This is a genomic window from Nocardia sp. NPDC058480, assembly GCF_042720495.1.
In the GTDB taxonomy this organism is placed as follows: domain Bacteria; phylum Actinomycetota; class Actinomycetes; order Mycobacteriales; family Mycobacteriaceae; genus Nocardia.
The window spans coordinates 410,726-435,102 of the sequence record NZ_JBHXMN010000002.1 but is presented as its reverse complement, the minus strand read 5'-3'; the positions used below and the strand labels follow the sequence as shown (position 1 = coordinate 435,102).

Sequence of the window (24,377 nt, the reverse complement as noted above, 5' to 3'; positions counted from 1 at the left end):
GGTCGTCAGTGCCTTCTCTTCTGACGCTTTCCGCTCGGACGCGAACCCGGCCGCGGCGCGCCGCCGTCGGTCGGTCGCGGACCACGGGCCGCCGACGCGCCCACCGGAACCCGGACGCCCGCGCCGACACCGGCACGCTTGTCCAGCACCTTCTTGGTGTGCGCGGCCACCGGACCCCAGCGTTCCTTGATCGAGACCAGCACCGGCACAGCGAGGAAGATCGAGGAGTAGGCGCCGACGATCATGCCGACCAGCTGCACCAGCGCGAGGTCCTTGAGCGTGCCGACACCGAGCAGCCACACCGCGATCACCAGCATGCCGATGATCGGCAGAATGCCGATGATCGTGGTGCTGATCGACCGCATCAGGGTCTGGTTGGCCGCCAGGTTGGCCTGTTCGGCGTAGGTGCGCTTGTTCAGGTGCAGCACACCGCGGGTGTTCTCCTCGACCTTGTCGAAGACCACCACGTTGTCGTAGAGCACGTAGCCCAGAATCGTGAGCAGACCGATCACCGCGGCCGGTGTCACCTCGAACCCGACCAGCGAGTAGATACCCGCCGTCACGAACAGGTTGAAGAACAGCGACACGATCGCCGCGATCGACATGTCTCGTTCGAAGCGGATGGCGATGTAGATCATCGTCAACAGCACGAACACCGCCAGCGCGATCAGCGCCTTCTGGGTGATCTGCCCGCCCCAGGTCTCGCTGATCTCGGCGATGCTGATGGCGTTGCGGCTCACCTCGCCCGCGGAGTCCTTGGGCTGGAACCGATCGAACAGCGCGGACTGGACCTGCTCGGTCTGGGTCAGGTCGAGGGTCTCCGAGCGCACCTGGATGGTGGCCGAGGCCCCGGAGCCGACCTTCTGCACCGAGACCGGCCCATGGCCCAGCGTCTCGGCGTAGACATCTTCCACCTGTTGGGTGCTGACGTTGTCAGCCGCGGGGATCTGGATGCGCGAGCCGCCCTCGAAGTCGATACCGAGGGTGAAGCCACGCACCGCGATGCTGAGCAGCGAGATCAGCAGCAGCACCGCCGACAGCGTGTAGAAGAACCTGCGCCTGCTGACGATCGGGAAGCCGCCGGTGCCGGTGTAGAGACGTTCGAAGAATCCGTGCTTCGGGCCCTGCGCGGGCTCGAACTTGTCCAGGTTCACCGATTCCTCGGTGGGGTTGTCGTTGCTCATCGTGACATCTCCTTCGACCTGGCCTGGCCGCGTTCCCTGGCGATCTGCTGAACCGAGCCGAGGCCGTTCACCGACGGCTTCGCCCAGAACGGCGAGCGGGCGGCGAGCATCAGCAGCGGTGCGGTGACCAGGTAGAGCACGATCACGTCGAGCACGGTGGTGACGCCGAGGGTGAAGGCGAAGCCCTTCACCTGACCGGCGGCGAGCAGATACAGCACGACCGAGGCGATCAAGCTGACCGTCTTACCGGACAGGTTGGTGCGCTGGGCTCGTGCCCAACCGCGCGGCACCGCCGACCGGAAGCTGCGGCCTTCGCGCATCTCGTCCTTGATGCGTTCGAAGAACACCACGAACGAGTCCGCCGTCAGACCGATACCGATGATCAGACCGGCGATACCCGCGAGGTCGAGGGTGAAGCCGATCCACCGGCCGAGCAGCACGATGATGCCGTAGACGGCCACACCGGCCGCGATCAGCGAGAACCCGGCCAGCAGGCCGAGCATCCGGTACACGAGCAGGCAGTAGAGCAGCACCGCGATCAGGCCGATGGCACCGGCCAGCAGACCCGCCTTCAGCGAGGAAAGGCCGAGCGTCGCCGAGACCGTCTCCGCTTCCGAGGTCTGGAACGACAGCGGCAGCGAACCGTATTTCAGAGTGTTGGCCAGCTCGGACGCACTGTCGGCGGTGAAGCTACCCGAGATCGAGGTGCGACCACCCAGCTGCGGCCCCTGCTGCACCTGCGGCGCGCTGACGACCTGCGAGTCGAGCACGAAGGCGACCCGCTTGTTGACGTACTCACCGGTCAGGTCCGACCAGGCGTCGGCACCGGCGGACTTGAACTCGAGGTTCACCTCGTGCCGAGCCTGCTGCGAGTTCAGGCCGGAGGTCGCGTCGGCGATCTCCTGGCCGTCGATGCGGCTCGGGCCGAGCAGGAACACCTCGGTGCCGTCCTGCGAGCAGGTGACCAGCGGCAGGGCCGGATCGTCGTTTCCGGCCAGCGGGTCGGGCTTGGTGCAGTCCATGGCCGCCACGGCGACCTGCTGAACCTGCTGATCGGTGCTCTGGCGCAGCGCCTTGGCGTCGGCGATCTCCTTCGCCTGCTGCTGCTGGTGGGTGAGACCACCGGGCGTCGGGGTCGGCGTCGGCGGTGCCTGTGCGGGGAACACCCGCGACTGCGGCGCCGGGGTGGTCGGTGCCAGCGTCGCATCGCCGGGCAGCGTCGCATCGCCGGGCAGGGTCACCGCGCCGGGCACGGCCGGGGTCGCCTCGCCCGGCGCGGGCACCGGAGCGTCCGTGGCCGGGGGTGCGGTGCCTGGTGGCGCGGTACCGGTCGCGGGCGGTGCCGCCCCGCCTGCCTGCGGCTCGGTCGCGAACAGCACCGGGCGGATGTAGAGCTTGGCGGTGGTGGCCAGCGCGCGTGCCTGCTGGCTGTCCTCGCCGGGCACCGTGATGACCAGATTGTCACCGTCGATGACCACCTCGGAGCCGGAGACGCCGAGACCGTTGACACGGTTCTCGATGATCTCCTGCGCCTTCTTCAGGCTGTCCTGGCTCGGCTTGTTGCCGTCGGGGGTACGCGCGGTCAACGTGACGCGGGTACCGCCCTGCAGGTCGATGCCGAGCTTGGCCGACGGGGAATGGTCACCGGTGAAGAACACCAGCGCGTAGATCACGGCCAGCAGCGCGGCGTAGACGCCGAGCAGCCGGAACGGATGCGCCGATCCTTGGGAAGGTGGCACAGCAGGTCATCTCCTAGGCGGAAGTCGAGGCTGGATCGGTGGGCACAACGGTGCCCGGCCCGGAACGCTGGTACGCGCCCGGGCGGGAAAAGGGACTGGTCAGTCCTTGGTCAGCCGGGTCTCGGTCTGCTCGACGGCTTCCTCGGCGGGGGCGTCGGTGACCTCGGGAGTCTCCTCGACCGTCTGCTCGTCGGCGCGCACCTCGCGGATCGCCTGGCGCAGCCAGGTGGTGACCACGTCCTCGGCGATCTCCAGATCGACGGTGTTCTCGTCGAGATCGACGACGGTGCCGTACAGACCGGAGGTGGTGACGACAGCGTCACCGACCTTCAGGGCCTCCTGCATCGTCGAGACCTTCTCGGCCTCACGCTTCTGTTTGCGGATACCGAAGAACATCGGCACGAGCAGGGCCAGGATCAGCAGCGGAAACAGGAAGTCCATCGTCGAAGTCAGTCCCTAGTCAGTGGTGGACGTGCAAGTACGCCTGACAGTCTGCCAGTTCCCCGCCGCGGCGACACACCGGACACCGACGCGCGTGTGAAAACGACCCGGCCGGTGGGTGCGCGAACCGGGGCCGAGGGTGCTCAGGAGACGGGGCCGTAGGTGTAATCGTCGAGTGGGAAGCTGACAGCCTCGCGGTGCGCGGCGGCGGTGCTGGTCGGCCGCAGCAGCGCCGCTTCGCCGTGCTGGTTGAAGTAGTAGCTGCGCGCGGTGGCGCAGTCGCCGCCGTAGAACACCGAGGAACCCAGCCTGTCGGTCATCCGGTCGAGGAACTCCGCATTGGCCTCGTCGGTGACCTCGAAGGTCTGCTCGCCGCGGCGGAACAGTTCGGTGAACAACCTGCCCATGTGCTTCATCTGGGCTTCGATGGTGGTGAAGTACGACAGCCCGCTGTAGGAGTAGGGGCTGTTGAGGCTCAGGAAGTTCGGGAACTTGGGCACGGTGATGCCCTCATAGGCCTGAAAACGGTTGTCGCGCCAGAACTTTCCGAGGTTCACGCCGTCGCGGCCGACGATCTCGATGGCCGGGAAGTTCACGTCCCAGAGATTGAAACCGGTGGCGAGCAGCAGGGTGTCGATCTCGGTTTTGTGGCCGTCGGCGGTGACGATGCCGTCGGGTTCCACATGGTCGATCGAGTTCGTTTCCAGCCGTACGTGCGGCTGGTTGAACGTCGTGAAGTACTGATTGGAAAACGTCGGGCGCTTGCAGCCGAAGTCGTAGTGCGGGGTGAGCTGTTGCCTGGTCGCCGGATCACGCACCTGCGCGAACAGGTGCGCCTTGGCCAACGCGGCGGCCGCCCGGTTCAATGGTTTGGCCTGCTTGTAATGCAGCACGCCGACAACCATCAGCGCCTCCAGCATGCCGGTATTGACCAGCCGTGCCGCCTTCTGCGTGAGCGGAACTCTGTCGAACAGTTCCCGCACCACCCCGGGAATCGGGGCGTCGACCTTGGGCACCACCCAAATCGGGGTGCGCTGGAAGACGGTCAGTTCGCCGACCTGCTTCGCGACCTCGGGCACCAACTGCACCGCGGTGGCACCGGTGCCGATGATGGCGGCTTTGCGACCGGTCAGGTCGTAATCGGCGTCCCAGTCGGTGGTGTGGATGATCTTGCCCGCGAAGGACTCGATGCCGGGAAACGGCGGAGTGTAGGGCTGGGACAGGAACCCCGTCGCCGCGAGCAGATAGCGCGCGGTGAGCGTCTCACCGCCGGCGATCGTCACCACCCACTGCTGGTCTTCGGCATCCCAGCGCGCACCGTCGACGACGGTCCCGAACCGCATCCGCCTGCGCAGATCGTATTTGCCTGCCACGTGCTCGGCGTATTTCTTCAGCTCGGCGCCGGGTGCGAACAGCCGGGTCCAGCGCGGGTTCGGCTCGAACGAATAGGAGTAGGTCACCGAGGCGATATCGACCGCCAGACCCGGATACCTGTTCACATGCCAGGTGCCGCCCAGGTCGTCCTCCCGTTCCAGGATGACGAAATCGCGCAACCCGAGCCGGTCGAGTTCGATACCGGCACCGATGCCACCGAAACCCGCGCCGACGACGACCGCGTCGAACTGAGGTGCCACGTCGAACCTCCACATCGAGATTTGTGAATGCCGAATCGTCAGAATGACGCGTCATTCCCGTTACGTCGACTGTAACATCGTCAATGTGACGAAGCCACCCTCGCGAATCGACCAGCGAAAAGCCGAATTGCGCAGGGAGATAGTCGATACCGCGTTCGACTGCTTCGCCGAGAAGGGCTATCACGCCACCGGAATCGCCGATATCGCCACGCGCCTCGGCATCGGGCACGGCACCTTCTACCGCTATTTCGCGAACAAGCGCGACATCATCGACCATGTCATCGACGAGGTGAGCGGGCGCATCTTCGGCGCGCTCGACGATGACATCGAGCCCGAGAGCGCGTCCACCATCTCCGAATACGCCGCGTTGATCGACCGGATCGGCGATTCCCTCAACCGCGTCCTGCTCGACGATCCGCGTACGGCGCACCTACTGCTGTTCCACGCCACCGGTATCGACGACGAACTCACCGAACGGGTGTACGGCCTGGTCGATGTCACCGAGATCCTCATGACGCGCTACCTCGAGCACGGCGTGCGCATCGGTTACCTCCGCGCCGATATCGATACCGCCAATACCGCCAAGGCGGCACTCGGCATGATCGTCGCCGGCCTCGTCGCGGGCATGCGAACCCCCGATCCAGCGTCGATGGCGGTGTACAGTCACGCCGTGCGGCGGCTGTTCATCGATGGCGTGCGCGCCGCTGCCCGATAGCGAAAAGCCGTGGGATAGAAGGGCAATCCTGAGACAATGACCGCTGTGACGCCCGACGATGTGAGCCGCACCCACTTCGCCATGCCGACGCTGGGGCATCGCGGCTACCACGCAGACGAGGTCGACGCCTTTCTGGAACGAGTGTCGGCCACCCTCGACGGGCAGGGCACACTCACCGCCGACGACATCCGCCACGTGCACTTCGGCGCACCGCGTTTCGGCGGTCGCGGGTATCAGGCCGACCAGGTCGACGACTTCCTCGACCGGGTGCGGACCGAGCTCGAACATCGCCAGAAGGGCGGAGCTCCCGTTCCGGCGGCGCGTGCGGGCGACGATGTCGCCGAGATGCTCACCCCCGACGACGTGCACCGCATGCGTTTCACCCAGTCCGCCGTCGGCAGGCGCGGCTACCACGAGGAAGAGGTCGATGCCTTCCTCGACCTGGTCGCGGCGACCCTGGCCCACAACGGCCCCGGCAGCCTCACCACCTCCGATGTGCGCAGCGTCCGCTTCACCGACACCCGGCTCGGCACCCGCGGCTACTCCCGCGAAGAAGTGGACGCCTTCATCGACCTGGTGATCACGGCCCTGGAACACCCCGAACGACTGTGATATTGGCGGCTGGCGCCGCTGGTTTTCGGCCTGGGAACCTTGATCTTCCCTCCCTACGGGCACTCCTTCGTCGCGCCCTCCAGTCAGTCCAGATCAAGGCGGCCGAAAACCCCAATCGGCGGCTACACCCGTTCCTACCCTTGGATGCTGTGGAGTTCGGCTTCGCGCAGGTCGTCGGGGAAGACGTAGCGGCGGAAGGCCCAGAAGCGGAACGCCATGGCCAGCAGGACGCCCAAGATCTGTCCCGAGATGAAGTTGGCGACCATCTGCACCGTCGGATCCACGTGCGGCACACGCAGATTCAGCGCGTAGAGCGATACCGCCTGCGGGATCATGGTCACCGCGATGCCCAGTGCGCTGACCGTGAAGAACAGGGCGGCTTCGTGACTGCGCTGCCTGCCGCCGCGTGCGCGGAACGACCACTCGCGATTGAGGATGTAGGAGGCGATGGTCGCGATCAGCGCGCCGAGCAGGCGCGCGGTGAGCGGCTTGTCGCCGAGCACGGTCAGTTTCACCGCGTACACGACACCGGTATCGATGAACCAGGTGATCGCACCGACCACGGCGAATTTCAGAAGTTCCCGATGCTTCATCAGCAGGGAACGCAACGGCTCGGGGAGTCGTTGCACCACCTCTAGGACTGCCACTGAATCGACAGTAGACGACGTCGCGGCGCCGTGCCCGCCTGGAGCCGCGGTATCTCAGTCGTAGCCCTCGGCGCTCGGTTGCGGTTCGCGCCCACGCACTTCGATGGCGCCGATGACCAGATCGGGCGGCGGTACCAAGCCCAGATGCTCCCAGGCGCCCGCCGTCGCGACCCGGCCGCGGGGTGTGCGGGCGACCAGTCCGGCGCGCACCAGGAACGGTTCGCAGACCTCTTCCACGGTGGCCGCCTCCTCGCCGACGGCAACGGCCAGGGTCGATACGCCCACCGGTCCCCCACCGAATCCACGCACGAGCGCGCCGAGGACGGCGCGGTCGAGCCGGTCCAGGCCCAGCGCGTCGACGTCGTAGACCTCGAGCGCCGCCATCGCGATCGGGTGGGTGATGATGCCGTCCGCCCTGACCTCGGCGTAGTCGCGGACGCGGCGCAGTAGCCGGTTGGCGATACGCGGGGTACCACGGGAGCGTCCAGCGACTTCGGCGGCGGCGTCGTGGTCGATCTGCACGCCGAGAATGCGGGCCGAGCGGGTGAGGATCTGCAGCAGTTCGGCGGGGTCGTAGAAGTCCATGTGGCCGGTGAAGCCGAAGCGATCGCGCAACGGGCCGGTGAGCGCACCCGAACGGGTGGTGGCGCCGACCAGGGTGAACGGGGCGATATCGAGGGGGATCGAGGTAGCGCCGGGACCTTTGCCGACCACCACGTCGACGCGGAAGTCCTCCATCGCCAGGTACAGCATTTCCTCGGCCGGGCGGGCCATTCGGTGGATCTCGTCGATGAACAGGACATCGCCCTCGACCAGGTTGGACAGCATGGCGGCGAGGTCGCCCGCGCGTTCCAGTGCCGGACCCGAGGTGATGCGCAGGGCGGTGCCGAGTTCGCCCGCGATGATCATCGCCATGCTGGTCTTACCGAGGCCGGGCGGTCCCGACAGCAGGACGTGGTCGGGGGTGGCGCCGCGCTGGCTGGCGCCGCGCAGGACGAGGGCGAGCTGTTCACGCACGCGGGACTGGCCGATGAAGGAGTCGAGCGAGGTGGGACGCAGACCGGTTTCGGCTTCGCCGTCGGTGCTGAGATACCGGGCGGTGAGGTCGGATTCGTCGGTCTCGTCGATGTCGTCGTCGTACACGGTCTACCTGTTCTTGCCGAGCAGGCCGAGCGCCGCGCGCAAAGCCACCGAGGTGGTGGCGGTCGGCTGGTCGGCCAGGATGGTGTCGACGGCCTGTTCGGCCTGCTTCGCGGGGAACCCGAGGCCGATGAGCGCTTCGGAAACCTGTTCGCGCACAGGGGTACTCGGCATTTCCGCGCCCGGCGGACCGGCGGGGACAGCCACCTGGTTCACCTTGTCGCGCAGTTCGACGACCATCCGCTCGGCGCCGCGTTTGCCGATGCCGGGGACCCGGGTCAGGGCGGCGACATTGCTCTCTGCCAGCGCTTTTCGCAGTGCTTCGGGTTCGAGCACGGCCAGCACCGCCATTGCCAGACGGGGGCCGACGCCGGAAACGGTCTGCAGCAGCCCGAACAGTTCGCGCGCTTCGGTGTCGGCGAACCCGAACAGGGTCATCGAGTCCTCGCGCACGATCATCGCCGTGTAGAGGCGGGTCTGTTCGCCGCGGGTGAGCCCGGCGAGGGTGGCCGGGGTGGCATTGAGGCGATACCCGACGCCCGCGGCCTCGATCACCACGTGATCGAGCGCGATCTCGAGTACCTCACCGCGTACCGACGCGATCACCCGCGCACCACCTTCCGTTGTTCGGCGAGCCGTTGTTCGTAGCGGCGGCGGACCTGCTCCGCCTGCGCCTGCGCGGCCGCCATCCGGTCCATCAGCGGCGCCCGCCAACAATGACAGATGGCCAGCGCGAGCGCGTCGGCGGCATCGGCGGGTTTCGGTGCGACCTGCAACCCGAGAATCCGCGTCACCATGGCGGTGACCTGCGCTTTATCCGCCGTACCATTGCCGGTGACAGCGGCTTTCACCTCGCTGGGCGTATGGAACGCCACCCGGATCCCGCGCCGCGCGGCGGCCAGCGCGATCACCCCTCCGGCCTGTGCTGTCCCCATCGCGGTCCGCACATTGTGCTGCGCGAAAACCCGCTCGATCGCGACAGCCTCGGGCCGATGGGTATCCATCCACTCCTCGGCGGCATCGGCGACAGCCATCAACCGCAATGCCAGCTCGGCATCCGGCGGCGTGCGCACCACCCCCACATCGAGGGCGACCACCTTCCGGCCCGGCCCGCTGTCGACCATGCTGAGCCCGCACCGGGTAAGCCCCGGATCGACGCCCATCACCCGCACCGGCCACCCCTTCGAAGACACGAACAGTTGTTCGAAAGTCTAGAGCATTCCCGGGTTCCGACCGACCAACGACACGACTCTCACGCCGCCCGGGGCGGCAGCTCGAGATTGACCGGCCCTACCCCCGCCGCGAGTAAGTCCGGCACCGAGACCCCGGCCTCGGTCACACACGCGAACCGCGCGTGGTCGGCGAACTGCTGATACGCCGAGCCGGTGACATGCAGTTGCGGGTCGAGATCGGACACCCGAATCGGGATCCGAACCCGAAACGGCACACTGGTTTCCGTCATGCCCGCGAGTGTGCCACCGGGGTTCGACACATTCGTCGCCGTCCGCCGGCCGATCGTCACTGCCCGGTCGCGGCCAACACTCGCTGACCACCATCGACAGACGCCATCGTCCAGTGAGCGCTACCCGAGTGCGGCGGTGAAGACCTCGAGCGCACGATCGTCGAACAACACGAACCGCACCTGCATCACGTTCGTCTCGGCCGCTCGTACCGTCTCGACCGCGATCCGCGCGCCATCGTCCATCGGCCAGCCGAAGATGCCGGTGGAGATCGCCGGGAACGCGACTGTCGCCGCCCCTAATTCGTCTGCCACACGCAGGGATTCGCGATAGCACGAGGCGAGGAGCTCGGAGCGGTCCTCGGTGGCCGACCACACGGGGCCGACGGTGTGGATCACCCAGCGTGCGGGCAGCCGACCCGCGGTGGTCGCCACCGCCTGCCCGGTTCGCAGGCCTTTGCCGTAGTGGGAGGCGCGCAGGTCGCGGCATTCGGACAGGATCTGCGGGCCGCCTTTGCGGTGGATCGCCCCGTCGACACCGCCACCACCGAGCAGCGAGGAATTCGCGGCGTTCACCACCGCGTCCACCTGCTGTTCGGTGATGTCGCCCCGGACCGCCTCGATTCGCGTCATGTCCGCATTCTGCCGGGGCGCCGAGTTCCACCACGGGTACGGTCGAGGAGAGCAGGCATGGTCGGTCCGTCCGAGGCGAGGAGAACCACACATGGCCAAACCCACCGGTGACATCGTGTCGACGCCCGACGGGCGGGATCTGGTGATCACCCGGTCGTTGGGGTTGCCGATCGAGGAGGTGTGGGCGCGGTTGACCGATCCGCATCTGACCTCGGGGTGGTACGGCACCTGGGAGGGCGAAGCGGGGACCGGCAACACCATCCGGGTGCAGATGCGGTTCGAGGAGGGGGAACCGTGGACGCCGATGCGCATCGAAGACTGCACCCCACCGATCCACCTCGGCATCTCCTCGACCGACCAGATCGGCCTGTGGCGCCTGGAGGTGACCTTGCTCGACACCGGCGCGGCCACCGAACTGCGCCTGGTCCACCATCTGACGTCCGAATACCAGCTGGCGGAGATCCCCCAGATCGGTCCGGGCTGGGAGTACTACGCGGACATGCTCGTCGCCGCGTGCACGCATACCGAACGCCCGGATTTCGCCGACTACTACCCGTCGATGTCGAACTACTACCAGCAGCGGGCGTCCTAGCCGAAACGTGAACCGCCCCAGCCGAATTCACGGCCGGGGCGGTTCAACGGGTTTGAAAACCTACTCGTCGTCGAGTTCCGCCGCGACCTCGTCGGAGATGTCGACATTGGTGTACACGTTCTGCACATCGTCGCTGTCTTCGAGCGCGTCGACCAGCTTGAACACCTTGCGGGCGCCCTCGGCGTCGACCGCGACCGACACCGACGCCTGAAAACCGGACTCGGCGGAGTCGTAGTCGATGTTCGCGGCCTGCAGAGCCGACCGCACCGCGACCAGATCGCCTGGCTCGGAGATGATCTCGAAGACATCGCCGTGGTCGTTGACGTCTTCGGCGCCCACGTCGAGGACCGTCTCGAGGACGTCGTCCTCGGACAGGCCGTTCTTCTCGAGGGTCACCACACCCTTGCGGGCGAACAGGTACGACACCGAACCCGGATCGGCCATGTTGCCGCCGTTGCGGGTCATCGCCAGCCGAACCTCGCCCGCGGCGCGGTTGCGGTTGTCGGTGAGGCACTCGATCAGCACGGCGACACCGTTGGGCCCGTAGCCCTCGTACATGATCGTCTGCCAGTCGGCTCCGCCGGCCTCTTCACCACCGCCGCGCTTGCGGGCGCGCTCGATGTTGTCGTTGGGGACCGATGTCTTCTTCGCCTTCTGGATGGCGTCGAACAGCGTCGGATTGCCCGCAGGGTCACTACCACCAGTGCGGGCCGCCACCTCGATGTTCTTGATCAGCTTGGCGAAGAGTTTGCCGCGCTTGGCGTCGATTCCCGCCTTCTTGTGCTTGGTGGTGGCCCATTTGGAGTGGCCGCTCATGCCCTACTTCCTTCAAGTCGGTTGCGCGTCTGCCCGGGCGGACAAGCTCGATCCAGCCTACTCACCGCGCGCGACGCCCGCCGACGCGGGCTTTATCGCGCTGCGCGAACCAGGTTGACGAACAGCTCGTGCACCCGAAGATCGCCGGTTACCTCGGGATGGAACGAGGTCGCCACCACATTGCCCTGCCTGGCGGCGACGATGCGCCCCTGCGCGGGACCGTGCGGTACCCGCGCCAGCACCTCGACACCGTCACCGACACGCTCCACCCACGGGGCGCGAATGAACACCGCGCGCACGGGCGTGTCTAGACCGGTGAAGTCCAGGTCGGTTTCGAAGGAGTCGACCTGACGACCGAACGCGTTGCGGCGCACCGTCATATCGATGCCGGACAGGTGCTGGGCGTCGGCCCTGGTGTCGAGGACCTCCGAGGCGAGCAGGATCATGCCCGCGCAGGAACCGAACGCGGGCAGCCCGTCGCGCAGCCGCGCCCGCAACGGTTCGAGCAGGTCGAACGCTTGCAACAGCTTGGAAATCGCGGTCGACTCACCACCGGGCAGCACGAGCCCGTCGACGGCCGCCAACTCCGATTCGCGCCGCACCAGCACCGGCTTCGCCCCGCAGTGCTCCAGCGCGGCAACGTGTTCGCGCACGTCACCCTGGAGCGCGAGGACACCGATGGTCGGCCGGGTAGCGGTCGAGGTTGCGTTCACAGGCGTTGAGCTTACGAGGCGGGGCGATGTGTGCCCGCTCACGCCGCGGGCGTCAGGGTTCCGTCAACGACGGGTGCATTCGCGCCGAACGGGTCGACACTGCAATATGTGATTGCACTGCTGCCACGCAAGTCCCCGGGACCTGCGCAGATCGTCCCGGAGCGCCGCGGACTGACCGTTCCCACCGGCCTGGCCGGACTGTCCCTCGACGCGATGGCCTCGGTGTCCTACGGACCGGAAGCCATCGTCTTGGTCCTGGCCACCGCGGGCGGGCTCGGACTCGGCCTGACCCTGCCGGTAACCCTGGCCATCGCGGCCCTGCTGGCCGTCCTCATCGCCTCCTACCGGCAGGTGATCGCTGCGTTCCCGAACGGCGGCGGCGCCTACGCGGTCGCCAAGAAGCATCTCGGCGACCGGACCAGTCTGCTCGCCGCCGCCTCGCTCATCGTCGACTACGTGCTCAATGTCGCGGTCTCGATCGCGGCCGGGGTGGCGGCGCTGACCTCGGCGTTCCCCGGATTGCACGGGTACACGGTGTGGATCTGCCTGGCCGTGCTGATCGGGATCACCGCGCTCAACCTGCTCGGCATCACCGAGAGCGCCAAGGCGTTCATGCTGCCCACCGCGGTGTTCGTCGGCGGCATCTTCGTGGTGATCATCGGCGGCCTGCTGCGTTCGGAACCAGCGGCCGTCACCGCGGGCACGGCCGCGGTCAGCGATATCCACACCGTGGGTGTCCTGTTGCTGCTCAAGGCGTTCTCCAGTGGCTGCGCCGCACTGACCGGTGTCGAGGCGATCGCGAACGCGGTGCCCAGCTTCGAGCAGCCGCGCGTGCGGCGAGCCCAGCGTGCCGAAGTCGCGCTGGGGCTGCTGCTCGGCACGATGCTGATCGGGTTGGCCGTGCTGATCGAGAAGTTCTCGCTCCAGCCGATCGAGGGCACCACCGTGCTCTCGCAGCTCACCGAGGCAGCGCTCGGCCACGGCATCGGCTACTACGTGGTGCAATTCGCCACCGTCATCCTGCTCGCCCTCGCGGCGAACACCTCCTACGGCGGGTTGCCGACGCTGACCAGACTGCTCGCCGACGACAACTGCCTGCCGCACCGGTTCTCCGTGGCCACCCCGCGCCGGGTCTACCGATACGGTGTGCTGACGCTCGGGATCAGTGCCGCGGTGCTGGTGGTGGCTGCCGCGGGCAGCATGAACGCGCTCGTCCCGCTGTTCGCGATCGGCGTGTTCGTCGGGTTCACCATCGCCCAGACCGGCATGGTCCGGCACTGGTGGCTGACCCGTGCCGACGGCTGGCGCTGGCGAATCGCGCTCAATGGCTTCGGCGCGCTGCTGACCTTCGTCGCGGCCGTGGTCACCACCGCGATGAAGTTCACCGAGGGTGCCTGGCTGATCGTGCTCGTGCTGCCGCTGCTGATGCTCGGCATGGAACGGATTCGCAACGCCTACACCAGGATCGGTGGTTCCCGCGGTATCGGTGCGGTACCCGCGCAGCCGCGCCCGACCGGGACCGCGATCATCGTGCCGATCGCGGAAGTCTGCGAGCTCAGTCGCGAAGCGCTCTCGGCCGCCCTGTCGATCGGCGAGGACGTCACCGCCGTGCACGTCTGCCTGCCGGGTGAGTCGACGTCGGCGTTCACGAAAGCCTGGGATGTCTGGCATCCCGGGGTGCGCCTTGTCCTGCTCGAGGACAGCGACGCCACCGTCGGCGGACCGGTGGCCCGCTATGTCCGCGACAATTTCGGCAGTCGGCGCAAGGTCGTGGTGATCGCGGAGATCGATCCGCCGAGCGGGTGGGATCGGGTGCTGCCGAGCCACCGCAGCGACGAACTCGAACGGGTGCTGCGCCGGATGAGCGACACCGTGGTGTGCCACCTGCGCGTGCAGGTTCGGTAGTCGTGGTGATCCGGTGCGGCGGCCACCCGCACCGGATCACCACCGACGTGCTACTTGTGGCGCGGCGTGCGGATCAGACCTTCCTGGACGACCGCGGCGACCAGATTGCCCTCGCGGTCCCAGATCTTGCCGCCGGTGAGCGCGCGGCCGAAGCCGGCCGAGGGTGAGGACTGGTCGTAGAGCAGCCATTCGTCGGCGCGGAACGGGCGCAGGAACCACATGGCGTGGTCGAGGGACGCGTTCTGGGTCGGTTCGTCGGGGTGGGTCACCTTCGACGAGCCGAGCAGCGTCATGTCGCTCATGTAGGCCAGCGTGCAGACGTGGAACATCGGGTCGTCGGGCAGCGCGTGCCGGTACCGGAACCACACCTGCTGTGGGGAGACGGCGCCGTCGCGCGCGACGACCTGTTCCTGCGGGAGCGTGCGGATGTCCCAGTGCTCCCACTCGCGCATGGCCCACAGCCGCTCCGGGGTCATCGTCACGCTAGCGTCGGGCAGGTCGTCGGGGCCTTCCACCGAGGGCATCACGTCCTGGTGCTCCGGCCCTTCGTCACCGTGATGGAACGAGGCCGACATCGTGAATATCGCCTGCCCGTCCTGCACGCCGGTGACCCGCCTCGTGCAGAAGGACCGGCCGTCGCGGATGCGCTCTACCAGGTAGACGGTGGGTTCCTCGGGGTTGCCCGGTCGCAGGAAGTAGCCGTGCAGGGAATGCACCTGGAAGCTGGGGTCGACGGTGCGAACCGCCGAGACCAGCGCCTGCCCGGCCACCTGACCGCCGAAGGTGCGCGGTAGCTGAGACTCCGTGGAAGCACCACGGAAGATGTCGCGCTCCAGCCGCTCGATCGCGAGCGCCTCTTCGATTGTCGCCATGCGCTCGAGATTATCGCCTCGCCGACCGGGCGGTATGTCCGGCTCCGCACGGCGGCCCCGAATTTGCTGAGATGGACCAGTGCCGACGTTCACTCCCACCTCGCCCGCCGCCCTCGCCCGACTCGTCGCGGACACGCTCGTCGAGCTGCCGGGGCGGCGGGTGCTCGCGGTCGACGGTGCCGATGCCGCTGCGCCCGTCGAGCTCGGCCGCCGGATCGTGGAGACGCTCTCGGATCGGGGCCGATCGGCGGCGGTGGTGTCGATGCACGACTACGTGCGACCCGCGTCGCTGCGCATGGAATACGGGCGCGCCGACGAATGGTCTTATCGCACAGCATGGTTCGACTACGAGGCGGTGCGGCGCGAGATCGTGGACGCGATACGGACCGAAGGGCGCTGGTTGCCCGCGCTGTGGGATGAGGAGCGAGACAGGTCCGCACGGGCGGCGATTCGCGTGGCGCAGGCCGATCTGGTGCTGGTACTCGCCGGGCCGATGCTGCTGGGTCGCGGTCTGGATTTCGATCTCGCGATCCGCTTGGAGCTGAGTGCGCAAGCGGCGCTGCGCCGCACGCCCGACGAACAGCGATGGACGTTGCCCGCTGTGCGCGATCACACTGCCGACAATCCCGAGGAAGCGACCTGGACCGTTCGCTGGGACCATCCCGATCGGGCGGCACTGCGCAGCTGACATCGCGCAAACCGAGGCGCCGACGCGAAAGCCCCGTCCGGAAATTCCGAACGGGGCTCGAGCGAGGACGATCAGGCGCAGGCGACCGAGGTCTGACCCAGGTTGGTCATCATGCCGCAGGCCCACGACTTCTGGACCTTCCACTTGCCGTCCTCGGCCACGAACGGCACGTCGACGACATTGGTCTGACCGTTGATCGTGAAGTTGGCCTTCGCATTGACACTGTCACCGAAGGAGGTCACCTCGGTGACCTGCACAACGACATTGGCGTCCGAGGCGGCCTGGGCCAAGCGGTTCGGCAGCTCGGGGTCGGCCTCGCCACCCTGCACGAAGTCCAGCTTCTGATCATTGGGGACCGACGGATCCAGCGCGGTGGTGAGCTGGGCGTTGAGCTCCTCCACGGTCGGCACGGCGGGCAGGTTCGCGGCCGCCGAAGCCTCAGCCTTGGCGCTGGTGGTGGTTTTGGCGGCGGGCTTGTCACCCTTGTCGTCACTGCACGCACTCAGGCCGAGGGCAGCGACCACAGCCAGTCCTGCGATCGCGACTCGTCCGGTCCTACGAAACTTCATCCACTCGTCCTTACGTCGGGTCGGAATCTCGCCCTCTGGGCGACGGCCCAGACCGGCGCCACACAGCGCAGGCCTCGATGCCACGGCCCGGACGCTACCCAGTGAATTTGAGGAAACTCTGAGATACAGACAACCGGGGACGGTGAGCACGGTGATCAGTGCCCAAGGTTCGAATCCGTAGACAGGGCGGCGGCGATCATGTGTGGGTCGACTCGGGTCGGGAGCTCGCTGTCCTCGGGAATCGGCAGCTGCGCCAACAGATCAGCCGCCTCGCTCAACGTGCAATTGTCACGTCCCACCACTTCCCGCAGCGTGACCAAGCGGAACAGGGTCGGCGATGGGAATCGGTCCATCTCGCGAGCGAGACCGGGCAGACCGTCCTTGGTGTAAACGTTGCCCAGCTTGTCCTTGTCGGAGGTGATCCGACCGGCCAGATCCGTGTAAGCGGTGCTGAATCCGTCGGGCAGCATGGCGGCGAGCGCACTGGCCAGACGCCAGACATAGGTGTCGTGCTCGTCCGCCAGATGTGGGTAGTCCTTGGTGAATTCGGACCAGCTCGCTTCCCTCGCCCAGGCCGCGCCGTCGGCGAAACCGGCCTCCACCGCCTCGCCCGCGGCCGCAGCCCGGAAGAGCTCCTGCGACATGGTGACCCGTTCGGCGAGCAGCACCGCGTCGAAGAGGTCCTTGCCTTCAGGAAAACAGTCGGTCGCCAACCACACCAGTTTCCAGGCCAGCGACAACTGCGGACTCGCGGCGAGCAGCACCGCGCCCGGTCCAGACGAACCGAGCCGGGCGATCTCGGTGCGCAGCGGAGGTTCCGGCAGTGCCTCGCCGAAGACGAAGTCCAATTGCACACTGCCACCGGGGATGCCGGGTTCAGTCGCCGACCAGGGCAGAACCAAGCGCCGTCCGGGCACCCGATCGTAGGTCCAGATCTCGTCCGAGACCGCACCGGCGGGATCTAACCGAACGGTCGAGCCCGACCGTTCGGCCGCACCCTGTGCCACAGCGGCCACCTCGACGAACATGGCCTCCGTGCGCGGGTCCGGCAGCGTCCAATCCGGCGATAACACAACGAAATCCAGATCGCCGGGTTCACGTGCTTCGGTGCCGTACCAGGCGCGGAGAAGCACGCTACCGCGCACCATCACCTGATCGGCCCACTGCGTCGCGGCGAGACCCGCCAGGACGTGATCGAGGGCTTCGCGGCGCGCCCGACGCCATGCTCCGGCCACGTCGTCCTCGTCGAAATACGGTTCGCTCAATCGCATACCGAAGCGTCGATCGGTGAACGCCGGGTCGAACACCGGTCGCTGACTCACCCCGCTGGCATCGACGGGCAGCAGTGTCGCCGGGAGCATGCGGTTCGCGCGAGCCAGCTCCGTCGGTGGATGATTCGGTACCCGCTGGTGCTCGTCCGGCCACGGTCCGTGGCGAAAGTTCTCCCACTGTGTAGGCGGCATCGCCACGGCGTCCTCGGCGAGCCAGCCATCATCGACCGACTCGTCGCTGTCGTAGACGACGAATTCCCGCTCGACGGACAGCACCTCGAAATCGCGCTCTCGCAGTGCACGCAGCAACAGGTCGAGCCGGTTTCCAGCGCTCGAATCACCCATCGTCCGGCACCGCTGGGTGACGAAACGTTCGGTGCGACCGTCGGTGCGGGTGCGCCGCGCGTTCGCCGAGACGTGTGCGTTGTGCCCGGCGCAGGCTTCGGCCACTGTGTCCGGGTCGAGTTCGGTGGCCAGGAGCAGTTTGACGTGATGCTCGAAATACTGCCCCGCTCCTCGCGCCCGGCCTTGTTTGTCGGTCGCCGGCACCCCGCGCCCCCACGGGCTGAGCTCGATCTTCGTCCGAATCACCGGAACCCCAGCTGCCCTCAACTCCCGCGCGGCCGCCTGCGCCACCTCGGTGACCGCGGCGAGGTCACCGGTGCTCTGCAGCGTCAGCATCGGCTGATCGGCCACCCGACCGCGCGCCAACACGATATGGGTGAACTTCATATCCCGTTGCACCGCATAGCTTTCCACCGCGCGAAAGGCCTGCTCCCCCACTGCCCGAACGGTCAGGTGCACCTCGAAGTTGCCCCGGAAATCGACTTCTACACTCACCTGTCCATGATCACAGACCCCGCAAACTCTTTCGGCGTGGTCTGCGATCGAACCGGCCGCCGTCTGCCGAGTCGTCTCGCGCAGATCAGCGCAATCCGGCGACAGCCTCGACGAGCCGCGCGTGCGTGTCCGCGTCGGCTGCCGCGATCAACCCGTGCGGTGCGGTGTGCAGTGGTTGCCCGGCGAGGCCGGTGACCACGCAGCCCGCCGCCTGGCACACCGCTATCGCGCTGCTGAAATGCACACTGTCGCGGATATCGCCGCCGGTGATGTAGGCGGCGCGCCGTCCGGCCGCGACCCAGACAAGGGCCAGCGAGGTCGATAACACCCGCCCGTGGAACTCGCCCGCGAAACCCTCGGCGTCGAAGAGTCGCGCCGGGCTCGACCACGGGAACGGGTGGTCTAGATCGACATCGACCAGGTGACTTCCGGCCTGCGGGCGCAACGGTTCGTCGCGGCCGTCGGCGCGCCGGAACGCACCCTCCCCCGCGGTCCAGAACACTTCGCGGGCGAACGGGTCGGCGGTCGCCGCCACCTGCACGGTATCGCCGTCGCGCAGAGCGACATTGACCGCAACGAACGCGGTGTCGACAGCGAAATTCCTGGTGCCGCAGAGTGGATCGATGAACCAGGTCCGATCGCCGCGGGCGGAACCGGTGACTCCCGATTCCTCGGCGACGAACCGGTCGCCGGGACGCGCTGCCGCGAGGACGTCGAGGATGGCATCCTCGGCCGCGATATCGGCCTGCGTGGCGAAATCGTCGCCCTGTTTGGCGTAGTGAGTGAGCGGAGCGTGGAACGCCGACCGAATCACTTCCGAAGCGACTTCTGTTGCGTGGATTGCGATTTCACTGTCTGACTTGTGCACCGTTTCCAGGCTACGGACAGTGCCGCACCCCGGCGGGCGAACCCGCGGTCCTCATGGGCACCGACACGCAGCGGTCCTCAATCGCGCACGGCCGGAGCGAATGCGGAGGTACGCCTCATGGGCGCAGACGCGCAGCGGTCCTCAATCGCGCATGGCCGGAGCGAATCGCCTATCGGGCCAGGTATACGGCGAGACCGAGTCCGCCGATCCCGACCGCCACCCGCAACACGCCCGGTGGGATCACTTTCACCACCGGCGGGCCACACCAGCCACCCGCCAGCGCACCCGCGCCCAGCGCCAGCGCCGCACCCCAGTGCACCGGCCCGAAGGCCGCGAATCCGATCGCGGCGACCAGGTTCGCGATGCCGAGCAGGAAGCTCTTGAGAATCGATGCGCTCCAGATGGATTCGGAGGTGCACAGCAGCATCATCGATAGGTAGATCACGCCCGCGCCCGCGCCGAAGTACCCGCCGTACACCGATGTGAGCAGGATACCGACCGGCACGATCCAGGGCGCGCTGAGCTCGCCGATATGGCGGCGGACCAGCGGTTGCACCAGCAGCGCGATCGACGCCATGGCCACCAGGAACGGCACGACCACCTCGAATGCACCGTCCGGCGCGACCAGGAGGGCGAGCGCACCGAGCAGCCCGCCTACGGCCGACAGCACCGCCCAGCGCACCAGCGTGGGCCCGCGTCCGATGAGTTCACGTCCGGAATTCGCGGTCGCCCCGACACCGACGGCGACCATGGCGACCGTGTTGGTGACATTGGCCGCGACGGGCGGCAGACCGGCGGCCAGCAGCGCCGGATAGGAGACGATCGAGGCCATCCCGGTGACGAAACCGATCAAGCCGGTAAAGAATCCCGCGACGACCAGCAAGGACAAGTCGAGCGCGGTCACAGACCGACTGTACGGTATGCCCAGTTGGCAGCAACTCCTGGGCATCCACCGCACTGGCGTGCGCGCACACCGTGGATGTGGGCTATCCGAGGCCCACATCGAACACCGCCCGCGGGATCGCGACGACGCGCCGAGGGCCGTGCCAGGATGTCACCGTGCAGATGACGACTTTCGAGCCGGGCGAACCACCCGTTCGACGTAACCGGCTGGACTCCAACACCGTTGCCCGCCTCGACGACGTCACCACCTTCGCCCAACTGCTCGACGCGTTAGAGCTCGTCCGCATGGATCATCCCGACGCACGGATCCTGTGCACGCTCGACGATCTCGGCCAGTGCGCGTACACGAGCATGCACGCCACCCTCGGGCTCGTGGAGGGCGACGGCCACGACGACCCGGACGACCCCGCCGCCACCCACCACGCCGAGAACGCCACGGTCTCCCGGATCGCCGCGCTGCTCGACAACCCGTCCGCGCGCGTCTCCTGGGAATCGTTGCGCGACACCCGCAACGCCTCCGAGGACGAACTCACCGCACTCGTCGCCGCCAACCGCTCCCCCGACCGCGTGGTCGACGATGTCGTCCTGATCCAGCGCGTCCCGGTGGACCGCGACGACCTCGCCATCGCCGGCATCCCCAACGGGTACTTCGCCGACGACTGGAGCACCTACGACAATCACACGGTGATCCGCCGCATGACCACCCACGGCTACCGCCACATCGCCATCGGCGCCTCCCTACTGGCTTTCGCCCGCCCCACCCCTCCCACCCCCGAACAAGCAGCAGCCCTGGTCACCGACCTCACCCACCTCTACGGCTCACCCACCGCCATCGCCTGGCACGAACTAGCCGTCCTCCTGCCCACCCAGCGCCAACTCATCCTCGGCTACGCCGAGAACTTCGCCGACGCCCTCACCACCGACACCGAAGGCGCGGCGGGCCAGCCGTAGGAGCGAGCTTCGTCACCGACCTGGTCCGGAGCCGACTTCGGCACCGGCGGTGCGGTCGACGACGAGAATCGTGAAGACGATGGCCGGAACGACCATCAGCGCCGCATTGGAGATCCACCAGATCGCGTTGAAATCTCCGTAGTAAGCCCAGAACGAGATCGCCATGAACCCGGCGCAGAAGGTCAGGGTGAGCCCGATCGTGAGGACCACCCAGCCGAGCCGATGACGGCGTCTGACCAGGTAGACCCCAGCGAACCCGAATACCGCGGCGGCGAGATCGAGTGGGAAGAAGGACCAATTCCATGCCTGCATCATGGGATCGGAGTAGTCACGGAAGGCCGACTCCTTCGGAATCGCGTCCACCGCTACCGCCACCCAGTACAGCATCAGCAATGCGTCAGTGATCAGCAGCAGAATCTTTGCGACCTTCAGGCTCATGAAGCCACCCACTCCTGACAGGAATTTGCCTGAGCTGCAATCGATTACAAGCTGTCGGCGCGACCTTATCATCGAACAGATCGACGCTCTTCGCGTTCATCCGCAGGGGGCGCCGAGCCCGGAGGTCACTCAGGTCAGTGCATTCACCATGCGGGCCGCAAGTACTCGGGTTCGGTCGAACTGTGCGGCGCTCACGGCGGGCGTGCCGATCACCGACCGCAGGACGCCGAGGCCGATCAGCAGGGCGCCGATCAGTTCCGCGCGTAGCTCCGTGTCGGGGCCGTCGAGCCGGTCGGTGAATTCGCGCAGGTAGTCGTCGCAGAGTTGGGCGCGTAGCTGGTCGCGCACGTCGCTGTGGCCTGCCGATCGGAGCATGGCCAGGAGCGGGTGTTCTCCGCCGTATTGGGACCAGTCCTGGTACACCACGTCGTGGAGCAGGGCGTCGGCGATACTGACCACCGGCCGGTGCGGGTCGGCGGCTACCCCGGTCGGGATCTCGACGTGCATCGCCTCGGCGTAGAGCTGCTTCTTCGAACCGAAGTAGCGCGACACCAAAGCCGGATCGACGCCGACTCGAGCCGCGATCTCTCGTAGTCCAGTGCCATCGAAACCCTGTGCCGCGAAACAGATCCGCGCGGCATCGAGCAGAGCGGCGCGGGTGGCCGCGCGATCGCGGCGACGTGGTTCGGGCTTCGGTTCCATCAAGTCACTCTAAGTCACCAGATGTTGACTTGATGACCGCACCGTTTCTAGCCTCGAGATATCGGCCGATGACACAGTCCAGAACGATTCGAGGAGAACGGGATTCGATGCGCACTTATGTCATCACCGGCGGCACCGACGGCATGGGCAAGGGGCTCGGCCTACATTTTCTGCGACGCGGCGACCGGGTGATCGCGATCGCCAGCAGTACCGCGAAGGGTGAGGTCTTGCGTCGCGACGCTGTCGCGATCGGCGCGGGCGAGCGCGTCGTGTTCCTGCGGGCCGACCTGAGCACCCTGGCGGGAATGCGGGAGACGCTTGCCTGGATCAGCACCCTCACCGACACCGTCGACGGAATCATCTTCGGCACCCAACGCTTCCGACCACAACGCGAGATCACCGAGGACGGGATCGAGTACACCTTCGCCCTGCAATACCTGAGCCGATTCGCCCTCGGACACGGCCTCGTCGATGCACTGGAACGCACCGACACCCCGGTCATCATGAATATCTGCGGCCCTGGCGGCTTCCCCGGCCGAATCCACTGGGACGATCTGACCCTGAGCCAGGGCTACACCGGCACCCGCGCCGCCATGCAGGCCTCGCGCGCCAACGACCTGCTCGGCATCGCCTTTCCCCACCGCCACCCGAGCGCACGCACCCGCTACGTGCTCTACAACCCGATGATGGTGCGCACCGCGATGGCAGACCCGCTGCCCACACCCCACCGAATCCTGGCCAAGGCCGCCGGATACGTCTTCGGCCGATCGGTCGAGAAGGCCGTCCCGCCGATCGCCCGGTTTCTCGACGAACCGCCCACGGATCCGGTGAGCGCCTTCCGGCGCCGAACCCGACTCCCCTTGACGCGCGAGGACTTCGACCCGGACAACGCGATCCGCCTCGACACCCTCACCACCGCACTCCTCCAGCGCTGAGTTGTCTCACGAAAATGCCTCGGCGGGCGTCGCGATCACGACGCCCGCCGAGGCGAATGTTTCAGTGCCCGAACGAAATCGGGCCCACGATCACCAGCCGCGCTCGGCGAGACGGTGCGGCTGCGGGATGTCTTCGACGTTGATGCCGACCATGGCCTCGCCCAGGCCACGCGAGACCTTGGCCAGCACGTCCGGGTCGTCGTAGAAGGTGGTGGCCTTCACGATGGCGGCGGCGCGCTGCTCGGGGTTGCCGGACTTGAAGATGCCCGAGCCGACGAACACGCCTTCGGCGCCGAGCTGCATCATCATGGCGGCGTCGGCGGGGGTGGCGATGCCACCGGCGGTGAACATGACGACCGGCAGCTTGCCGGTCTGGGCGACCTCACGGACCAGCTCGTACGGGGCCTGCAGTTCCTTCGCGGCCACGAAGAGCTCGTCTTCGGACAGCGAGGTCAGGCGACGGATCTCGCCGCGGATGGTGCGCATGTGGGTGGTCGCATTGGACACGTCGCCGGTGCCGGCCTCGCCCTTGGAGCGGATCATGGCCGCGCCCTCGGTGATGCGACGCAGCGCCTCACCCAGGTTGGTGGCACCACAGACGAAGGGGATGGTGAAGTTCCACTTGTCGATGTGGTTGGCGTAGTCGGCGGGGGTGAGGACCTCGGACTCGTCGATGTAGTCCACGCCGAGGCTCTGCAGGATCTGCGCCTCGACGAAGTGGCCGATGCGGGCCTTGGCCATCACGGGGATCGAGACCGCGGCGATGATGCCGTCGATCATGTCCGGGTCGCTCATCCGGGACACGCCGCCCTGGGCGCGAATGTCGGCGGGCACCCGCTCGAGCGCCATCACGGCCACGGCGCCGGCGTCTTCGGCGATCTTGGCCTGCTCGGCGTTGACCACATCCATGATCACGCCACCCTTGAGCATCTCGGCCATGCCGCGCTTCACGCGGGCGGTGCCGACGGTGTTGGTGGTCTCAGGCGTAGTCACGAATGTCTCCTGTGTCATGGGCGCCAATCAAGTCGCTCGGGTTGGTGTCACCGTCGATTCTAGATCTGCCCGAATTCGGCCTTCATAGCCAGTTGAGCACCACTGGCCTTGCCACGA

Annotated in this window: 27 protein-coding genes; 7 read left to right on the top strand and 20 right to left on the bottom strand. The window is 67.2% G+C overall.

Annotated elements, in window-relative coordinates; translation table 11 throughout:
• Nucleotides 1-5: 5 nt before the first annotated feature.
• From secF to ACFWO8_RS07590, 4 genes are all read right to left on the bottom strand, one after another.
• A complete protein-coding gene (gene secF / locus ACFWO8_RS07605) occupies nt 6-1,184 on the bottom strand; it encodes a protein translocase subunit SecF (protein ID WP_378945289.1) in 1,179 nt (392 codons plus the stop codon).
• On the bottom strand, nt 1,181-2,923 hold the full coding sequence (secD, locus tag ACFWO8_RS07600; RefSeq protein ID WP_378945285.1) for a protein translocase subunit SecD: 1,743 nt from the start codon (nt 2,921-2,923) through the stop codon (nt 1,181-1,183). Before secD ends, secF begins: the two co-directional genes overlap by 4 nt.
• Nucleotides 2,924-3,022: 99 nt before the next feature.
• Nucleotides 3,023-3,364, bottom strand: coding sequence for a preprotein translocase subunit YajC (gene yajC / locus ACFWO8_RS07595; protein WP_378945279.1), 342 nt, complete (start codon nt 3,362-3,364; stop codon nt 3,023-3,025).
• Nucleotides 3,365-3,507: 143 nt separating this feature from the next.
• Entirely contained in the window at nt 3,508-4,998 is a 1,491-nt protein-coding gene (locus tag ACFWO8_RS07590) for a flavin-containing monooxygenase (RefSeq protein WP_378945275.1), read from the bottom strand.
• Nucleotides 4,999-5,083: 85 nt separating this feature from the next.
• Here ACFWO8_RS07590 and ACFWO8_RS07585 point away from each other — a divergent pair, with 85 nt between their 5' ends.
• Together ACFWO8_RS07585 and ACFWO8_RS07580 are read left to right on the top strand one after the other, a co-directional pair.
• A complete protein-coding gene (locus ACFWO8_RS07585) occupies nt 5,084-5,713 on the top strand; it encodes a TetR/AcrR family transcriptional regulator (RefSeq protein ID WP_378945270.1) in 630 nt (209 codons plus the stop codon).
• A gap of 36 nt (nt 5,714-5,749) precedes the next feature.
• The gene (locus ACFWO8_RS07580; protein WP_378945267.1) at nt 5,750-6,325 is read left to right on the top strand and encodes a DivIVA domain-containing protein; all 576 of its coding nucleotides are present in this window, start codon (nt 5,750-5,752) and stop codon (nt 6,323-6,325) included.
• Nucleotides 6,326-6,459: 134 nt separating this feature from the next.
• Here ACFWO8_RS07580 and ACFWO8_RS07575 read toward each other — a convergent pair whose 3' ends face one another.
• From ACFWO8_RS07575 to ACFWO8_RS07550, 6 genes are all read right to left on the bottom strand, one after another.
• Nucleotides 6,460-6,972 (bottom strand): GtrA family protein, encoded by a 513-nt coding sequence (locus tag ACFWO8_RS07575; protein WP_378945260.1) that lies wholly within the window; start codon nt 6,970-6,972, stop codon nt 6,460-6,462.
• Nucleotides 6,973-7,026: 54 nt separating this feature from the next.
• Nucleotides 7,027-8,115 carry a Holliday junction branch migration DNA helicase RuvB gene (gene ruvB / locus ACFWO8_RS07570; RefSeq protein ID WP_378945257.1) on the bottom strand — a complete coding sequence of 363 codons (1,089 nt, stop codon included), beginning with the start codon at nt 8,113-8,115 and terminating at the stop codon, nt 7,027-7,029.
• 3 nt (nt 8,116-8,118) lie between these two features.
• Nucleotides 8,119-8,718, bottom strand: coding sequence for a Holliday junction branch migration protein RuvA (gene ruvA / locus ACFWO8_RS07565; RefSeq protein ID WP_378945251.1), 600 nt, complete (start codon nt 8,716-8,718; stop codon nt 8,119-8,121).
• The gene (ruvC, locus tag ACFWO8_RS07560; RefSeq protein WP_056810781.1) at nt 8,715-9,284 is read right to left on the bottom strand and encodes a crossover junction endodeoxyribonuclease RuvC; all 570 of its coding nucleotides are present in this window, start codon (nt 9,282-9,284) and stop codon (nt 8,715-8,717) included. The genes ruvA and ruvC overlap by 4 nt, the downstream gene beginning before the upstream one ends.
• Nucleotides 9,285-9,364: 80 nt before the next feature.
• A complete protein-coding gene (locus ACFWO8_RS07555; RefSeq protein ID WP_378945248.1) occupies nt 9,365-9,574 on the bottom strand; it encodes an acyl-CoA thioesterase in 210 nt (69 codons plus the stop codon).
• Between the two features lie 120 nt (nt 9,575-9,694).
• Nucleotides 9,695-10,204 carry an O-acetyl-ADP-ribose deacetylase gene (locus tag ACFWO8_RS07550; RefSeq protein ID WP_378945243.1) on the bottom strand — a complete coding sequence of 170 codons (510 nt, stop codon included), beginning with the start codon at nt 10,202-10,204 and terminating at the stop codon, nt 9,695-9,697.
• 91 nt (nt 10,205-10,295) lie between these two features.
• Between ACFWO8_RS07550 and ACFWO8_RS07545 the strand changes: the two genes are divergently transcribed.
• Nucleotides 10,296-10,796: an SRPBCC domain-containing protein gene (locus ACFWO8_RS07545; RefSeq protein ID WP_378945240.1), complete on the top strand. Its 501-nt coding sequence runs from the start codon at nt 10,296-10,298 to the stop codon at nt 10,794-10,796.
• 60 nt (nt 10,797-10,856) lie between these two features.
• Here the strand turns inward: ACFWO8_RS07545 and ACFWO8_RS07540 are convergent, their stop codons facing one another.
• Nucleotides 10,857-11,612, bottom strand: coding sequence for a YebC/PmpR family DNA-binding transcriptional regulator (locus tag ACFWO8_RS07540; protein WP_378945235.1), 756 nt, complete (start codon nt 11,610-11,612; stop codon nt 10,857-10,859).
• 92 nt (nt 11,613-11,704) lie between these two features.
• On the bottom strand, nt 11,705-12,325 hold the full coding sequence (gene pdxT, locus ACFWO8_RS07535) for a pyridoxal 5'-phosphate synthase glutaminase subunit PdxT (RefSeq protein ID WP_378945232.1): 621 nt from the start codon (nt 12,323-12,325) through the stop codon (nt 11,705-11,707).
• A 213-nt stretch (nt 12,326-12,538) separates the two neighbouring features.
• On the opposite strand from pdxT, the gene ACFWO8_RS07530 reads away from it, so the two are divergent.
• A complete protein-coding gene (locus ACFWO8_RS07530) occupies nt 12,539-14,230 on the top strand; it encodes an APC family permease (RefSeq protein WP_378946231.1) in 1,692 nt (563 codons plus the stop codon).
• A 50-nt stretch (nt 14,231-14,280) separates the two neighbouring features.
• Here ACFWO8_RS07530 and ACFWO8_RS07525 read toward each other — a convergent pair whose 3' ends face one another.
• A complete protein-coding gene (locus ACFWO8_RS07525; RefSeq protein WP_378945228.1) occupies nt 14,281-15,102 on the bottom strand; it encodes an acyl-CoA thioesterase in 822 nt (273 codons plus the stop codon).
• 79 nt (nt 15,103-15,181) lie between these two features.
• On the opposite strand from ACFWO8_RS07525, the gene ACFWO8_RS07520 reads away from it, so the two are divergent.
• Nucleotides 15,182-15,790, top strand: a complete 609-nt coding sequence (locus tag ACFWO8_RS07520) for a hypothetical protein (protein ID WP_378945225.1) — start codon at nt 15,182-15,184, stop codon at nt 15,788-15,790.
• A 71-nt stretch (nt 15,791-15,861) separates the two neighbouring features.
• Here ACFWO8_RS07520 and ACFWO8_RS07515 read toward each other — a convergent pair whose 3' ends face one another.
• The 4 genes from ACFWO8_RS07515 to ACFWO8_RS07500 all read right to left on the bottom strand — a co-directional run bounded on the left by ACFWO8_RS07515 (nt 15,862) and on the right by ACFWO8_RS07500 (nt 20,242).
• Entirely contained in the window at nt 15,862-16,359 is a 498-nt protein-coding gene (locus ACFWO8_RS07515; RefSeq protein ID WP_378945219.1) for a hypothetical protein, read from the bottom strand.
• Nucleotides 16,360-16,514: 155 nt separating this feature from the next.
• The gene (locus ACFWO8_RS07510) at nt 16,515-18,470 is read right to left on the bottom strand and encodes a nucleotidyl transferase AbiEii/AbiGii toxin family protein (protein ID WP_378945216.1); all 1,956 of its coding nucleotides are present in this window, start codon (nt 18,468-18,470) and stop codon (nt 16,515-16,517) included.
• A gap of 85 nt (nt 18,471-18,555) precedes the next feature.
• Complete coding sequence (locus ACFWO8_RS07505) at nt 18,556-19,338, bottom strand: inositol monophosphatase family protein (protein WP_378945209.1); 783 nt, start codon at nt 19,336-19,338, stop codon at nt 18,556-18,558.
• A gap of 169 nt (nt 19,339-19,507) precedes the next feature.
• Nucleotides 19,508-20,242, bottom strand: coding sequence for a sulfite exporter TauE/SafE family protein (locus ACFWO8_RS07500; RefSeq protein WP_378945206.1), 735 nt, complete (start codon nt 20,240-20,242; stop codon nt 19,508-19,510).
• 161 nt (nt 20,243-20,403) lie between these two features.
• Here ACFWO8_RS07500 and ACFWO8_RS07495 point away from each other — a divergent pair, with 161 nt between their 5' ends.
• Entirely contained in the window at nt 20,404-21,192 is a 789-nt protein-coding gene (locus ACFWO8_RS07495) for a hypothetical protein (RefSeq protein ID WP_378945203.1), read from the top strand.
• 12 nt (nt 21,193-21,204) lie between these two features.
• On the opposite strand, the gene ACFWO8_RS07490 is transcribed toward ACFWO8_RS07495, so the two are convergent.
• Entirely contained in the window at nt 21,205-21,630 is a 426-nt protein-coding gene (locus tag ACFWO8_RS07490) for a DUF5360 family protein (RefSeq protein WP_378945200.1), read from the bottom strand.
• Between the two features lie 129 nt (nt 21,631-21,759).
• Entirely contained in the window at nt 21,760-22,332 is a 573-nt protein-coding gene (locus ACFWO8_RS07485) for a TetR family transcriptional regulator (protein ID WP_378945195.1), read from the bottom strand.
• Nucleotides 22,333-22,439: 107 nt separating this feature from the next.
• Between ACFWO8_RS07485 and ACFWO8_RS07480 the strand changes: the two genes are divergently transcribed.
• Complete coding sequence (locus tag ACFWO8_RS07480; protein ID WP_378945192.1) at nt 22,440-23,267, top strand: SDR family NAD(P)-dependent oxidoreductase; 828 nt, start codon at nt 22,440-22,442, stop codon at nt 23,265-23,267.
• 90 nt (nt 23,268-23,357) lie between these two features.
• Here ACFWO8_RS07480 and pdxS read toward each other — a convergent pair whose 3' ends face one another.
• The gene (gene pdxS / locus ACFWO8_RS07475) at nt 23,358-24,278 is read right to left on the bottom strand and encodes a pyridoxal 5'-phosphate synthase lyase subunit PdxS (RefSeq protein WP_378945188.1); all 921 of its coding nucleotides are present in this window, start codon (nt 24,276-24,278) and stop codon (nt 23,358-23,360) included.
• Nucleotides 24,279-24,377 lie beyond the last annotated feature (99 nt).